The organism is Kitasatospora sp. NPDC056184, assembly GCF_042268405.1.
In the GTDB taxonomy this organism is placed as follows: domain Bacteria; phylum Actinomycetota; class Actinomycetes; order Streptomycetales; family Streptomycetaceae; genus Kitasatospora.
On sequence record NZ_JBHJUI010000046.1, the window covers coordinates 20,165 to 33,767 of the forward strand.

Here is a 13,603-nt window from a genome sequence, read left to right on the forward strand (position 1 = left end):
ACACGTGCACACGTATGCACATGTTGCCCTATTCTGGAGGAACGGCAGCCCGTACGGGCGCTCCGGCCCGCCCGGGCCCGCGCCGAGTCCGAACGGAGTCCCGATGCTCTCCGTCCTCCGCAACCGCACCTACCGGCACCTGTTCACCGCCCAGGTGGTCGCCCTCGCCGGCACCGGCCTGGCCACCGTGGCGCTGGGCCTGCTCGCCTACGACCTCGCCGGGCCCGACGCCGGCTCGGTGCTCGGCACCGCGCTGGCGATCAAGATGGTCGCCTACGTGGGCATCGCCCCGGTCGCCGCCGCGCTGGCGCACCGGATCCCGCGCCGCCGGCTGCTGGTCGCCGCCGACCTGGCGCGCGCCGGGGTGGCGCTCGGGCTGCCGTTCGTGGGCTCGGTCTGGCAGGTCTATCTGCTGATCTTCGTGCTGCAGGCGGCCTCGGCGACCTTCACCCCGGCGTTCCAGTCGGTGATCCCCGAGGTCCTGCCCGAGGAGCGCGACTACACCCGGGCGCTGTCCCTCTCCCGCCTCGCCTACGACACCGAGAGCCTGGTCAGCCCGGTCCTGGCCGCCGGGCTGCTGGCGCTGGTCGGCTACCGCTGGCTGTTCTGGGGGACGGTGACCGGCTTCCTCGCCTCGGCGGTCCTGGTCGTCTCGGTGGCCCTGCCCGGCAGGGCTGCCGGGGCGGAGGCGGCCGGGGCGTTCGGCGCGCGCTCGCTCGAAGGGATCCGGCTCTTCCTCTCCGTGCCGCGGCTGCGGGCGCTGCTCGCGCTGGACCTCGCGGTGGCCGCCGGCGGGGCGATGGTGATCGTCAACACCGTCGTCTACGTCCGCGACCAGCTCGGTCGGCCGGCCGCCGACGTGCCGCTCGCGCTCGGCGCGTACGGCGGCGGGTCGATGGCGGTCGCGCTGCTGCTGCCGCGGGTGCTGGACCGGGTCGCCGACCGCGCGGTGATGCTGCCCGCCGCCTTCGCCGTCGCCGGACTGCTCGCCGCCCTGGCGGTGGTCACCGCGGCGGGACGGACCGCGGGCGGCGGGGGTGGCGGATGGCGCTGGCCCGCGCTGCTCGCCCTGTGGGCCGGGCTCGGTGCGGCCGGTTCGCTGATCCTCACCCCGGGCGGCCGGCTGCTGCGCTCCGCGGTTCCGCCCGCCGACCTGCCCGCCGCCTTCGCCGCCCGGTTCTCGCTCTCCCACGGCTGCTGGCTGCTGGCCTACCCCCTGGCCGGCCGGCTCGGCGCGGCCGCCGGCCTCACCGCCGCCGTCCTGGCCCTCGGCGCCCTCGCCCTCGTCGCGGCCGTCCTCGCCGCCCGCCTCTGGCGCCCGACCCCGACCACCCGGCCCACCCCGATGCCCCTCCGCCCCCTGCCCCGGCGCCGTCCGGCCGCCCGCTGACGACCGGGCCGCCGCGGGTGGCGTCCTGGGCCCGTCCGCAGCCCGGGGGCGGGTGACGACCCTCCCGGCGGGGCGGCGGGGTCGGCGGGGTGTGGGTGCCGTGACCGCGAGCTCGTCCGGGGCCGCAGTGGTGAGGGCCTGCCGGACCGTTCGGGGCGCCGCGCCCCTGCCGGCGTCGAGCGCGACCGTGAGCGTCGGCCACCCGAACCGGTGCGACGCACGCGCGTCGCTCCCGTACGGCTCCGGTGCGCGGCCCGGTCGCGCGGGCTTCCGGCAACGCCGGGACGGGTTCGGGGCGGACGGTCCGTGGCCGGTGCGCCGTTGTCCCGTCCGCCGGCCGGCACCGGCGGACGGGCCGGGCGAGGGGATCGTTTCCTCAGCGGGAGTCGGGGCGGGCCGGGCGGGGGTGGGTCTCGTACATCCGGACGGCCACCACGGCGCCCGCCGCCGCGGTGAGGGCGGCGACGGCCCAGATGGCGGTGGTGACGCCGTAGGCGTCGGCGAGTACGCCGGCGAGGAGGGCGCCGACGGCGAAGCCGCCGTCGCGCCAGAGCCGGTAGACGCCGACGGCGCGGGCGCGCCAGGCCGGGTGGGCGACGTCGCCGATGACGGCGAGCAGGGTCGGGTAGACGAGCGCGGTGCCGGCGCCGAGCAGGATCTGGGCGAGCGCCCACACCTCGAAGGTGGTGCCGGCGGCGACCAGGCCGATCGCGACGGCCTGCACCAGCATGCCGGCCGTGATCAGGTGCTTGCGGCCGATCCGGTCGGACCACCAGCCGGTCAGGATCTGGCCCAGGCCCCAGACCGCCGGGTAGAGGGCGGCGAGCAGGCCGATCCGGCCGATCGACAGGCCATGCGCGGCGAACAGCAGCGGGAAGATCCCCCAGGCCAGGGCGTCGTTGAGGTTGTTGACCAGGCCCGCCCAACTGGCCGAGGACAGCGCCCGGTCGGTGAGGCTGACGGTGCGGGCGACCTGGCCGGTGGTCAGCCCGCCGTGGTGGCCGGGGTCGGCGGGGGCCGGATGGAGGGCGGCCTCGGCGCGGGCGTGGTCGCGGGTCTCGCGCACGGCGAGCGCGGACAGCCCGAGGCCGAGGGCGGCGAACGCGATGCCGAGCAGGAACGGCTGCGGGCGCAGTCCCCAGTGCGCCGCGACGGCGCCGGTGCCCATCGCGGTGGCGGCGACGGCGAGGTAGCCGGCGGCCTCGTTGAAGCCCATCGCGAGGCCGCGGCGGGCGGAGCCGACCAGATCGATCTTCATGATGACGGTGGTCGACCAGGTCAGGCCCTGGTTGACGCCGAGCAGGACGTTCGCGCACACCACCCAGCCCCAGGTCGGCGCCCAGATCAGCAGCAGCGGCACCGGGAGGGCGAGCAGCCAGCCGGCGACCAGGACCGGCTTGCGGCCGTAGCGGTCGGAGAGGGCGCCGGCGAAGAAGTTGGTGACGGCCTTGGTCGCGCCGAACGCCACGATGTAGGTCAGCGCGGCCGTGTGGGCGGAGAGGTGGAAGGTGCGGTCGGCGAGCAGCGGCAGGACGGTGCGCTCCTGGCCGAGCATGCCGCCGACCAGGGCGTTGACCGCGACCAGCAGGGTGAACCGGGCGAGGTTGGCGCGGAGTCCGAGCCGGACGGCCGCGTGGGGAGCGGACACGGTGGCGGTCACGAACCGTCCTCCAGAATGGGCGGGACCCGGGTGGCGGCCGGGTGGGTGACAGGCTCGTCCTGCCGCTTCTACAATAATCCATGGAATTATGGAGGATGTCATGGGAGATCCCGCACGCAAGGCCGCGCTGTTCGACGCGCTGGCGACCGCCGGCAAGGCGCTGTCCAACGGCAAGCGCCTGGAGCTGCTGGACCTGCTCGCCCAGGGCGAGCGGAGCGTCGACGCCCTCGCCAGGGCCGCCGGGCTCGGGCTGACCACCGCCTCCGCCCACCTGCAGGCCCTCAAGCGGGCCGGGCTGGTGGCCACCCGCCGGGACGGCGTGCGCATCCACTACCGCCTCGCCGGTGACGACGTCGCCGCCCTGTACGCGCAGCTCCAGCAGGTCGCGCTCGCCCACCTGGCGGCCACCGGGGAGGCCCGTGCCGCCTACCTCGGGCCGCCGGACACCGACCACCTCACCCGGGAGGAGCTGCTGGCGCGGGTGAAGGCGGGCACCGCGACCGTCATCGACGTGCGCCCGGCCGAGGAGTACGCCGCCGGGCACATCCCCGGCGCCCGGTCCGTCCCGCTGGACCAACTGGAGGGCCGGCTCGCCGAACTGCCCGCCGCGCCGGAGGTCGTCGCGTACTGCCGGGGCGCCAACTGCGTCCTCGCCCACGACGCCGTACGGCTGCTCGCCGCGCGCGGCCGCAGCGCGAAGCGGCTCGCCGACGGCATGCTCGAATGGCGCCTGGCGGCCCTCCCGGTCGAGGCGGGTGCCGCGTGACCGCCCCCGCCGCCATCGGGGCCGACGAGTCCGGGGCGGTCCTCGTGGACGGCACCGGCATGCTCTGCGTCACCCTGCTGCTCCACCTGCGCAAGCGCATCACGGGCCTCCCCGCCGGGACGGCGGTGCACATCGTCAGCACCGATCCGGCGGCGCCGCTCGACCTGCCGGCCTGGTGCCACCTGACCGGCCACCGCTACCTCGGCCCCGTGCCCGACCCGGAGGGGCGCGACGTCTACGCGCTGCGGCTGGCGGCGGACCCGACACCGACCCGGCCCGGCGCCCCGTGGCACCCGGTCGCCGACTGACCTGTGCCGTTCATCGACCCCGGCGGCGTGCATGTTGGTTCCTGTTCGATATTGTTTGGTCATGTGGTTGAAGGGAAGCCCCATGAGAGGGAGCACGTCATGCCCGCAACGGTGACCGACCCGGCCGGGCCGGCCGGTACGACGACCAGGACCGTCACCGAACTCGCCGACGGCCGTGAGTTGATCTACTACGACCGGGGCACGCCGCCCGCCGGCCGGACGGTCGCCGACCGGCGGCCGCTGGACGCCGCCGCGCCCTCCTCGGAGGTCCGGCTCGACCCGCTGACCGGCGCCTGGGTGACCATCGCCGCCCACCGGCAGGCGCGCACCTACCACCCGCCGGCCGATGAGTGCCCGCTCTGCCCCAGCCGGGACGGCCGGCTCAGCGAGATCCCGGCGGCCGACTACCAGGTGGCCGTCTTCGAGAACCGCTTCCCCTCCCTCGCGGGCGAGCCCGGCACCCACCCCGTGCAGCCCGACGACGACCCGCTGCACGGCCGCCGCCCCGGCGTCGGCCGCTGCGAGGTGGTCTGCTTCACCGCCGACCACGACGCCTCCTTCGCCGACCTGGACGAGGACCGGGCCCGCCTGGTGCTCGACGCCTGGACCGACCGCACCGCCGCGCTCTCCGCCCGGCCCGGCGTCCAGCAGGTGTACTGCTTCGAGAACCGCGGCGCCGAGATCGGCGTGACCCTCGCCCATCCGCACGGCCAGATCTACGCGCTGCCCTTCACCACCCCGCGCACCGCCCGGATGATCGAGCAGGCCGCCCGCCACCGCGCCGCCACCGGCCGCAACCTCTTCGAGGACCTCCTCGCCGCCGAGCGGACCTCCTCGCGCGTGGTCCTCGCCGGGGAGCACTGGACGGCCTTCGTGCCCTTCGCCGCCCGCTGGCCCTACGAGGTCCACCTCCACCCGCACCGCCGGGTCCCCGACCTGACCCACCTCACCGAGGCCGAGCGCGCCGAGTTCGCCCGGGTCTACCTCGACCTGCTGCGCCGGTTCGACAACCTCTTCACCGACCCCGCCGACGGCGGCCGCCCGGTCCGCGCGCCCTACATCGCGGCCTGGCATCAGGCGCCCGTCGGGCAGGAGGCGGAATTCGCCCTCCACCTGGAGCTGTTCACCGTCCGCCGGACGGCCGACAAGCTCAAGTACCTGGCGGGCACCGAGTCCGGCATGGAGGCGTTCATGAACGACGTCGCCCCGGAGGACGCCGCCCGGCGCCTGCGCGAGGCCGCGCCCTCCAGCACCCCCACCGCCACCGCCCCCACCGCCCCCACCGACGGAGGACCGCAGGGATGACCACGACCGGCAGCACGCTCGGCAGCACCTTCGAAGAGCTCTACGGCCACGCCCCCGAGGGCGTCTGGGCGGCCCCCGGCCGGGTGAACCTGATCGGCGAACACACCGACTACAACGACGGGTTCGTGCTGCCGATCGCGATCCCGCAGGCCGTGCGCGCCTACGCCCGCCGCCGCGCGGACGGGGTGCTGCGGCTCACCTCGACCCGGGTGCCCGGAGCCGTCGTCGAGCTGGACGTCGCCGGGCTCGCCCCGGGCGGCGTGGCGGGCTGGGCCGCGTACCCCGCGGCCGTGGTGTGGACGCTGCGCCGGGCCGGGTACGAGGTGGGCGGCGCCGACGTGCTGCTCGACAGCGACGTGCCCGCCGGCGCCGGCCTCTCCTCCTCCGCCGCGCTGGAGTGCGCCGTCGCCACCGCCTTCAACGACCTGTACGACCTGGGGCTGGAGCCGTACGAGTCGGCCCTGCTGGCGCAGCGGGCCGAGAACGAGTTCGTCGGCGTGCCCTGCGGGATCATGGACCAGATGGCCTCGATGGCCTGCCGCGCCGGGGCCGCCCTGCACCTGGACGCGCGCGACCTCTCCGCCCGGCACGTGCCGCTCGACCTGGCGGGCGCCGGCCTCACCCTGCTGGTCCTCGACACCCGGGTGCAGCACGACCTCGCCGACGGCGCCTACGCCGCCCTGCGGGCCGGCTGCGAACGGGCCGCGGCCCTGCTCGGGCTGCCCGCCCTGCGCGACCTCGCCCCGGCCGACCTGCCCGCCGCCCTCGGGAAACTGCCCGCCGACCTGGTGCCGTTGGTGCGGCACGTGGTGACCGAGAACGACCGGGTCGAACGGGCCGTCGAGGAGCTGGAGCGGTACGGCCCGGCCGCGCTCGGCCCGATCCTCACCGCCGGCCACGCCTCGCTGCGCGACGACTACCGGACCTCCTGCCCGGAGACCGACCTCGCGGCCGCCACCGCCGTCGCCGCCGGGGCCCTCGGCGCGCGGATGACCGGCGGCGGCTTCGGCGGTTCGGTGATCGCCCTGGTGGCGACGGAGCGGGCGGAGGCGGTGGCCGAGGCGGTGGTCGGCGCCTTCGCGGCGGCCGGGTACGCCGAGCCGCAGGTGTACCGGGCGGTTCCGGCGGACGGGGCCCGCCGGGAGTCCTGACCCGCCGCGCCCCGCCCGCACCGCGCCCCACCCCGCCCGCGCGCTGTCCGAAGCCGCCCGGTCAGCCGCCCGGTCAGCCGCAGAACTCGGCCTCGGCCAGCGGGAGTTTGTCGCGGAACCAGTCGGCGTTGGTGTTGAGCGCCAGGACGTGCCGTCCGTCCCCGGTGGTCAGCGCCAGCGTCGACGATCCGTGGATGCCGCCGTCGTGCCCCCAGACGGTGACGCCGCAGGAGAGGGTCCCGGAGCCCAGGCCGAGCCCGCCGCTGCCGTGCGGGCCGGGGGTGGTCATCTCGTCCAACTCGGCCCGGGGGAGCAGCCGTCCGCGCATCAGGGCGGAGAGGAAGCGGGTCAGGTCGGCGGTGGTGGAGACGATCTCGCCCGCCGATCCGGCCATCGACGGGTTGAGCTCGGTGACGTCCAGGGGCGTCGCCGAGCCGCCGAACAGGGTCGAGTAGCCGCGGGCGTGCGGCCGGGGCAGGCCGGTCGCGGTGCCGGGCACGCTCGTCCCGGTCAGCCCCAGCGGTCGGACGATCCGCCGCCCCACCTCCTCGCCGTACGGGCGGCCGGTCACCCGCTCGATGATCATCCCGGCCAGCAGGTAGTTGGTGTTGGAGTACCGGTACGAGGTCCCCGGCGCGAAGACCGGGGGATGGGCGACCGCGATCCGCACCAACTGCTCCAGGCTGTAGGTGTCGTAGCGCCGGGCCAGGAAGGCCGGGGTGAACAGGGTCGCGCCCATCCCGGGGTCGTCGCCGTAGTCGAAGACGCCGCTGGTGTGGTTGAGCAGCTGGCGGACGGTGACGGCGGATCCGTCGTTCCCGTTCCCGCTCACCAGGCCGGGCAGCCACCGCTCCACGGTGTCGTCGAGGTCGATCCGCCCCTCGGCCCGGAGTTGGAGCACCACGGTCGCGACGAAGGGCTTGGTCACGCTGCCGATCCGGAACCGCTCCCGGGGCGACCGCGGCTGTCCGGTCGTGGTGTCGGCCACCCCGGTGGCGGCCGACCAACTCCCTTGCGGGTCGACGGCGGTGGCGACCATGCCGGGCAGTGCGGAGTCCCGCAGGCTCCGCTCCATCGCCGCCCTGGTCGCCGCGTGCGCGGGCCCGCCGGGCGCGGCGGCCGCCGGTGCCGCGGCCACCGCCGTCAGGGCGCCGGCCACCGCCGCCGCGCCCATCGCGCGTCGAACTGTCCTGCTGCTGCGCTTCATTGGTTCCTCCGGGTCGATGAGGCCCGCCCCCCGGGACCAGACTCCGCCGTGCCCGGCCGGGCCCGGATCATCCTGCGGATTGACCGCGCCCGGAGATCTCCCGGAGCGGGCCCCTGAGCGGTTCCCGGACAGGCTCCCGCCCCCACCGGGTCCGGCGGGGGCGGGAGCAGGGGCGGGGGAGGGGGGCGAAGGGGAGAGGGGCGGGGAACCTCGCGGACGTCCGGCCCGGGGGCTCAACCGCTCTTCGCGGTACGGATGGTGAGCGCCGAGGCGAGCGCGCCGAGCACGGCGAGGGCGGCGGCGCCGAGGAAGGCGGCGGAGAAGCCGTCGGTCAGCGCGACCGGGTCGCCGAGTTCCCGCGAGCCGTTGGCGGCGGCCAGCGCGGTCATCGCGGCGAGGCCGAGTGCGGAGCCGATCTGGTAGCTGGTGTTGACGATGCCGGAGGCGAGGCCGCCCTCGGCCGGGTCCGGCACGGCGAGGGCGGTGCCGAGCGAGGGGATGAAGGCGAGCGACATGCCGACGGCGGCGAGCAGCGAGGCGGGCAGCACGTCCACGGCGAAGGTGCCGTCGGGGCGGGCGAAGGAGAGCCAGAGCATGCCGCCGGCCAGCGCGAGCAGACCGGTCACGATGAGCGGCTTGGGGCCGAAGCGGGCGATCAGCCGGGGCGCCAGCACGATCATCATCAGCATGATGGCGGCGGTCATCGGCAGCAGTGCCGCGCCGGAGGCGAAGGCCTTCAGGCCGAGCACCTGCTGGAGGTAGAGGTTCAGGAAGAACCACATCGGGATCCAGGCGGCGGCCATCAGGAGCTGCGCGAGGTTGGCGCCGGCCAGGTTGGGGCTGCGCCAGATGCCGAGGCGCATCAGCGGTTCGCGCCGCTTCGCCTGGAGGGCGACGAAGGCGAGGATCAGCAGTGCGCCGCCGGCCAGTGCCAGCCAGGTGCTCGCCGAGCCCCAACCGGTCTCCGGGGCGCGGACGACGGCGTACACGGAGACGGCGAGGCCGGCGGTGACGGTGAGCGCGCCGAGCCAGTCCACCGAGCCGCGGCGGGCGGGGGCGGCGGGCATCACGGCGGGCGTGGCGAGCAGGACGCCGAGGGCGACGGGGATGTTGACGTAGAAGACCCACTCCCAGCTGAGGTACTGGGTGATCACGCCGCCGAGGAAGACGCCGGCGGTGCCGCCGGCCGGGGCCGCCGCGCCGTAGAGGGCGAGCGCCTTGCCCAGCTCCTGCGGACGCGCGCCGAACAGGCTGATCAGGAGGGTGAGCGCGGCGGGGGCGATCAGCGCGGAGCCGACGCCCTGGACGGCGCGGCCGGTGAGCTCCAGTCCGGGGTTCCCGGCCAGGCCGGCCAGCAGCGAGCCGGCGGCGAGGACGACCCAGCCGGCGGCGAACAGGCGCTTGGCGCCGAACAGGTCGGAGAGCCGCCCGCCGAGGAGCAGGAGGCCGCCGAAGGCGACGACGTAGGCGTTGAAGACCCAGGACAGGCCCTCCTGGGTGAAGCCGAGCGCGGACTGCATCCCGGGCAGGGCGACCCCGATGATCGAGGTGTCCATGATCACCATGAACTGGGCGAGGGCGATGAGCCCGAGCGCCGTCCAGCGGCGGGGCGAAGGGGCCGCGGGCGGCGCGGCCGGTGCCGCGGACACGGCGGTGGGATCGGACATGACCACGTTCTCCTATACCGGGTGGGGGTATGTCTTCGAGGCGTGGGAAACATACCCCCAGGGGGTATCAACAAGCAAGAGTGGTCCCGTCGGGCGAGGAGGGGGAGCGGGCCCGGCCCGGTTCACCGGGCGGTCGCGAGGAGTTCCGCCCGAGGTGGCGGGTCGGTTACCGACGGGCACTGACGCACCGCAAAGTACGGTCTTCTGTACGGGAGTTCACCCGCTTACGGTGATTCGGTACCTGTCGGGGACCCGGCGTTCGGCGGATTGACACCGGATGTCACCGAAAGCCGCCGGACGACTCGGAGCACCTATGGCCATCCTCAAGACCTATGCCCGGCTCTGGGCCGACGGCGTGGACCACGCGCTCCCGCTGCTGCGCACCCTCACCGGGGCCGAGCCGGACCTGCTGTTCCGCTTCCACGAGATCGAGCTCGCCGCCATCGGCGACTTCCTGGTGATCGCCGGCCCGCCCGCCGAGCGGGCCAAGTACGCGCACGCCTCGGCGACCGTCGTGGTCTCCGACCTCGACGAGCTGAGCGAGGCCCTGGAGGCGGCCGGAGCCGTCGTCACCACCCCCGAGACGGCCGCCCCGACCGGCCGCTTCCTGTACGCCCGCCACGCCGACGGCGCGGAGGTCGAGTACGTCGAGTGGGTCCCGGAGCTGGTCCGCCGGATCGTCGACCGCGAGTCCTGACCGCTCGGGCCACCGTGTGCGGAAAAGCCGGCGGGCCGCCGCGGGACGAGTGTCCCGCGACGGCCCGCCGGTCCTGCCGGAGTTACCAGCGGCCGACGACCGGCCGGTCGCCCCGGTTGCCGAAGCCGACGTTGTAGACCACCGTCGGGGCGTCCTTGGCGGCGCCGAAGAAGGTCGCTTCGGTGGCGCGGTAGACACCGACCTGGTCGGTCCCGTCACCGTCCCAGTCGCCGACGATCGGGGTGTCCCCGGGGTTGCCGAACCCCAGCTGGTGGTCGACCTGGCCGACGGCGTTGGTGTCGCTCAGGTAGAAGGTCTGGTTGACGGAGCGGTAGACGCCGATGGTGTCCCGGCCGTCGCCGTTCCAGTCACCGATGACCGGAGTGTCGTTGGGGTTGCCCATCGCCACCACGATCGAGACGGTGGCGTTGTCGTTGGTGAGGAAGAACTTCGCGTCGGAGGGGCGGAACACACCGATGGTGTCGGTGCCGTTGCCGTCCCAGTCGCCCACCACCGGGATCTCGCCGGTGGTGCCGAGCTGCTGGGAGACCGCCACCGTGCTGCCCTGGTCGTTCGACAGGGCGAAGAGGTTGCTGGACGGCCGGAAGATGCCGACGGTGTCCCGGCCGTCGCCGTTCCAGTCACCGGTCAGCGGGCGGTCGCCCGGGTCGCCGTAGGTCGTGGAGCCGGCGACGTTGCCGTTGGCGTCGGCGGTGAAGAACTGCCGCGTGGTGGGGCGGTACACGCCGACCAGGGAGCGGCCCGGGGTGCGGGCGGAGAGCTGGACGTCCAGGTAGTTCTGGTCGATCGGGAGCTTCCGGTTGCCCCAGGTCTCCTCGATGTTGCCCTGGAACTGGTGCACCCGCTGGTGGTCGGCCCACAGCGACGCGGGGATCCGCGGGTCGTTGGTGGTCTGGTCGCCGTTCCAGTTGGCGGTCCACAGCGCGTCGGGCATCGTGTAGCCGTTGCCCTGGTGGGCCACCAGGTCGGCTATGCCGGTCGAGCTGCTGCTGTAGTAGCCCGCGTTGTAGCCGAGCTCGTGCAGCCGGGCGGACCAGGCGGACACGAACGGCAGGACCTTGGCCGAGTACAGGTCGACCTTGTACGACTCCATGTTGAAGTACAGCAGCGAGCCGGTGCCGAACCCGAGGGCGGCGGCCTGGGTGGCGGCGTCGTCGGCGGCGGCACGGCCCTCGGCGTCCGGCGAGACGATCTGGTGCGCCTGGGTGCCGGCGTACAGCGGCAGGAACTTCCAGCCGGCGTTGGCCTGGCGCTGGACCCAGGAGGCGGTCAGGTTGGGCTGTGCGCAGGCCCGGCGGGCGCCGCCGATGTAGACGCCGACCGCCCGGTACGGCGAGCCGGTGACCCACGCGTCCATGAGGGTGTTGTCCGGCGCGGTGCAGGCGTCGAAGCCCAGACCGGTGTAGTTGGTCAGGTCCGCGGCGGCGGTGCTGAGCGTCGCCGCGGCGGCCGCGGGCGCACCGGCGGCGGGCGCCGAGCCCTTGGCCTGGGCGCCGTTGGAGGGGGCGCCCTTGCTCTGCGCGCCCTTGCTCTGGGCGCCCTTGGCCGGGGTGCCCTTCGGCGCGCCGGTCGGCAGCCCGGCGCTCGCCAGGACGCGGCGGACCAGCGCCTGGTCGGTGTCGTAGGTGCCGGTCGCCCGGATCCCGGGCGCCTCGGCGACCACCTCGTGGCCCAGGGCGTTCACGGTCGTGCCGGCCGCCGCGCCGTCCGCGGCGGGCTCGACCAGCAGGGCCTCGGTGCGGCCGGTCAGCCCGGCCGGGCAGTTCTGCTCGGCGCCGGGCGTGCCCAGGTAGACGGCGTGGCGGTCGAACCGCACGCACGCCGTCGGGTCGGCGGCCAGGTCGACCACCGGCCAGCTCTCCGGGACGGAGAAGGCGTGGCCGAGGTAGGAGACGTTCTTGAGCGGATCGGCGGCCGGTGCGGCCTGTGCCGTGCCCGCCGCGCCACCCACCAGGGCCGCGGCCGCCAGCGCGGCGGCGGCACCGCGCCACCGCTGCGGTGCGGAAGTGCTTCCGAACAACACGGTTGAGTCCCCCTCACGTCGCGGCCCGCCCTCCCGGCGCGGCCGGGTGATTGATCACCGTCAGGGACAGTACCCGGGGGCTCCGACACCGAATGCTGCGGGTACCCACCAAAAGCCCCCCGCCGACGGGGGACCATGGTCCCTCCGGGTTCACCCGTCCGGCCCTGGCGGCCCGGCCTGCGGTGACGTGGGATGGAGAGGAACGGGGTCCCGGGATCGGGAACCGCCCCGCCGGCACGAAGGGCAGGAGCAGAACCATGAAGGCCGCCGTCGTCCACGACTTCACCCAGCCGCTCGTGATCGAGGAGCGCCCGGTGCCGGACCCCGCCCCGCACCAGGTGCGGGTGCGGATCGAGGCCTCCGGCCTCTGCCACACCGACATCCACGCCGCGCGCGGCGACTGGCCGGTCAAGCCGAACCCGCCCTTCGTCCCCGGCCACGAGGGCGTCGGCATCGTCGAGGCGGCCGGCGCCGAGGTCCGCCACGTCCGGGTCGGCGAGCGGGTGGCCATCCCGTGGCTCGCCGACGCCTGCGGGCGCTGCGACCACTGCGTCTCCGGCTGGGAGACCCTCTGCACCCGGCAGCACAACAGCGGCTACTCCGTCGACGGCGCCTACGCCGAGTACGCCCTCGCCCACGGCGACTACGTCGTCCCCGTGCCCGACGGCATCGACCCCCTCGACGCCGCGCCCCTCTCCTGCGCCGGCGTCACCACCTACAAGGCCCTCAAGGTCTCCGGCGCGGGCCCCGGCACCCGCGTCCTGATCTCCGGCATCGGCGGCCTCGGCCACCTCGCCCTCCAGTACGCCCGGATCGCCGGCGCCGAGACCATCGCCGTCGACGTCACCGACGACAAGCTCGCCCTGGCCCGCGAGCTCGGCGCCGACCACGTCCTCGACGCCCGCGCCGTCGACGTCGCCGCCGAGGTCCAGAAGCTCGGCGGCGCCCACGCCGCCATCGCCCTCGCCGTCAGCAACGCCTCCTTCCAGGCCGCCTACGGTGCCCTCCGCCGCGGCGGCAGCCTCGTCCTGGTGGCCCTCCCCGCCGAGGGCAAGCTCGAACTGCCCGTCTTCGACACCGTCCTCAACGGCACCAAGGTCATCGGCTCCATCGTCGGCACCCGCGAGGACCTCGCCGAGGTCTTCCAGCTCCACGCCCTCGGCCGCACCCGCGTCATCCGCGAGACCCGCCGGCTGGAGGACGTCAACACCTGCTTCGACGAGGTCCTCACCGGCAAGGTCTCCGCCCGCCTGGTCTTCGACCTCCGCTGACCCCGACCCGCCCCGACGCGCGCGGCCCCGCCGTAGCCGCCGGACGCTGTTGGCGAATTCGGGGTCGTGATCATTTTGCCCCGCCGAGCTAGTGCTCGGCGGGGCGAAGTGCTGCGAAGTGGGTGGTGCGGGTGCGG

Annotated in this window: 11 protein-coding genes; 7 read left to right on the plus strand and 4 right to left on the minus strand. The window is 75.0% G+C overall.

The window, feature by feature from the left end; all coding sequences use genetic code 11:
* The first annotated feature begins 103 nt into the window (after positions 1–103).
* Complete coding sequence (locus tag ACFC0B_RS40075) at positions 104–1,390, plus strand: MFS transporter (RefSeq protein ID WP_376098176.1); 1,287 nt, start codon at positions 104–106, stop codon at positions 1,388–1,390.
* A gap of 376 nt (positions 1,391–1,766) precedes the next feature.
* On the opposite strand, the gene ACFC0B_RS40080 is transcribed toward ACFC0B_RS40075, so the two are convergent.
* A complete protein-coding gene (locus ACFC0B_RS40080; RefSeq protein ID WP_376098179.1) occupies positions 1,767–3,050 on the minus strand; it encodes an MFS transporter in 1,284 nt (427 codons plus the stop codon).
* Positions 3,051–3,150: 100 nt separating this feature from the next.
* On the opposite strand from ACFC0B_RS40080, the gene ACFC0B_RS40085 reads away from it, so the two are divergent.
* The 4 genes from ACFC0B_RS40085 to galK all read left to right on the plus strand — a co-directional run bounded on the left by ACFC0B_RS40085 (position 3,151) and on the right by galK (position 6,580).
* Positions 3,151–3,816, plus strand: a complete 666-nt coding sequence (locus ACFC0B_RS40085) for an ArsR/SmtB family transcription factor (RefSeq protein WP_376098182.1) — start codon at positions 3,151–3,153, stop codon at positions 3,814–3,816.
* The gene (locus ACFC0B_RS40090) at positions 3,813–4,124 is read left to right on the plus strand and encodes a sulfurtransferase TusA family protein (RefSeq protein ID WP_376098185.1); all 312 of its coding nucleotides are present in this window, start codon (positions 3,813–3,815) and stop codon (positions 4,122–4,124) included. Before ACFC0B_RS40085 ends, ACFC0B_RS40090 begins: the two co-directional genes overlap by 4 nt.
* A 99-nt stretch (positions 4,125–4,223) precedes the next feature.
* The gene (galT, locus tag ACFC0B_RS40095) at positions 4,224–5,429 is read left to right on the plus strand and encodes a galactose-1-phosphate uridylyltransferase (RefSeq protein WP_376098188.1); all 1,206 of its coding nucleotides are present in this window, start codon (positions 4,224–4,226) and stop codon (positions 5,427–5,429) included.
* The gene (gene galK / locus ACFC0B_RS40100) at positions 5,426–6,580 is read left to right on the plus strand and encodes a galactokinase (RefSeq protein ID WP_376098191.1); all 1,155 of its coding nucleotides are present in this window, start codon (positions 5,426–5,428) and stop codon (positions 6,578–6,580) included. Before galT ends, galK begins: the two co-directional genes overlap by 4 nt.
* A gap of 73 nt (positions 6,581–6,653) precedes the next feature.
* Here galK and ACFC0B_RS40105 read toward each other — a convergent pair whose 3' ends face one another.
* Positions 6,654–7,787 (minus strand): serine hydrolase domain-containing protein, encoded by a 1,134-nt coding sequence (locus tag ACFC0B_RS40105; protein WP_376098194.1) that lies wholly within the window; start codon positions 7,785–7,787, stop codon positions 6,654–6,656.
* Between the two features lie 233 nt (positions 7,788–8,020).
* Positions 8,021–9,454, minus strand: a complete 1,434-nt coding sequence (locus ACFC0B_RS40110) for an MFS transporter (protein ID WP_376098197.1) — start codon at positions 9,452–9,454, stop codon at positions 8,021–8,023.
* A gap of 313 nt (positions 9,455–9,767) precedes the next feature.
* Between ACFC0B_RS40110 and ACFC0B_RS40115 the strand changes: the two genes are divergently transcribed.
* Positions 9,768–10,151, plus strand: coding sequence for a VOC family protein (locus ACFC0B_RS40115; RefSeq protein WP_376098200.1), 384 nt, complete (start codon positions 9,768–9,770; stop codon positions 10,149–10,151).
* Between the two features lie 82 nt (positions 10,152–10,233).
* Here the strand turns inward: ACFC0B_RS40115 and ACFC0B_RS40120 are convergent, their stop codons facing one another.
* Positions 10,234–12,192, minus strand: a complete 1,959-nt coding sequence (locus ACFC0B_RS40120; protein WP_376098203.1) for a glycoside hydrolase domain-containing protein — start codon at positions 12,190–12,192, stop codon at positions 10,234–10,236.
* A 260-nt stretch (positions 12,193–12,452) separates the two neighbouring features.
* Between ACFC0B_RS40120 and adhP the strand changes: the two genes are divergently transcribed.
* On the plus strand, positions 12,453–13,466 hold the full coding sequence (adhP, locus tag ACFC0B_RS40125; protein ID WP_376098206.1) for an alcohol dehydrogenase AdhP: 1,014 nt from the start codon (positions 12,453–12,455) through the stop codon (positions 13,464–13,466).
* The last annotated feature ends 137 nt before the right edge of the window (positions 13,467–13,603 follow it).

What these genes read in the sequence shown, in the direction of transcription:
- ACFC0B_RS40075 (WP_376098176.1), top strand. Translation starts at nt 104, where the DNA reads ATGCTCTCCGTCCTCCGCAACCGCACCTACCGGCACCTGTTCACCGCC.
- ACFC0B_RS40085 (WP_376098182.1), top strand. Translation starts at nt 3,151, where the DNA reads ATGGGAGATCCCGCACGCAAGGCCGCGCTGTTCGACGCGCTGGCGACC.
- galT (WP_376098188.1), top strand. Translation starts at nt 4,224, where the DNA reads ATGCCCGCAACGGTGACCGACCCGGCCGGGCCGGCCGGTACGACGACC.
- galK (WP_376098191.1), top strand. Translation starts at nt 5,426, where the DNA reads ATGACCACGACCGGCAGCACGCTCGGCAGCACCTTCGAAGAGCTCTAC.
- ACFC0B_RS40105 (WP_376098194.1), bottom strand. Translation starts at nt 7,787, where the DNA reads ATGAAGCGCAGCAGCAGGACAGTTCGACGCGCGATGGGCGCGGCGGCG.
- ACFC0B_RS40110 (WP_376098197.1), bottom strand. Translation starts at nt 9,454, where the DNA reads ATGTCCGATCCCACCGCCGTGTCCGCGGCACCGGCCGCGCCGCCCGCG.
- ACFC0B_RS40115 (WP_376098200.1), top strand. Translation starts at nt 9,768, where the DNA reads ATGGCCATCCTCAAGACCTATGCCCGGCTCTGGGCCGACGGCGTGGAC.
- adhP (WP_376098206.1), top strand. Translation starts at nt 12,453, where the DNA reads ATGAAGGCCGCCGTCGTCCACGACTTCACCCAGCCGCTCGTGATCGAG.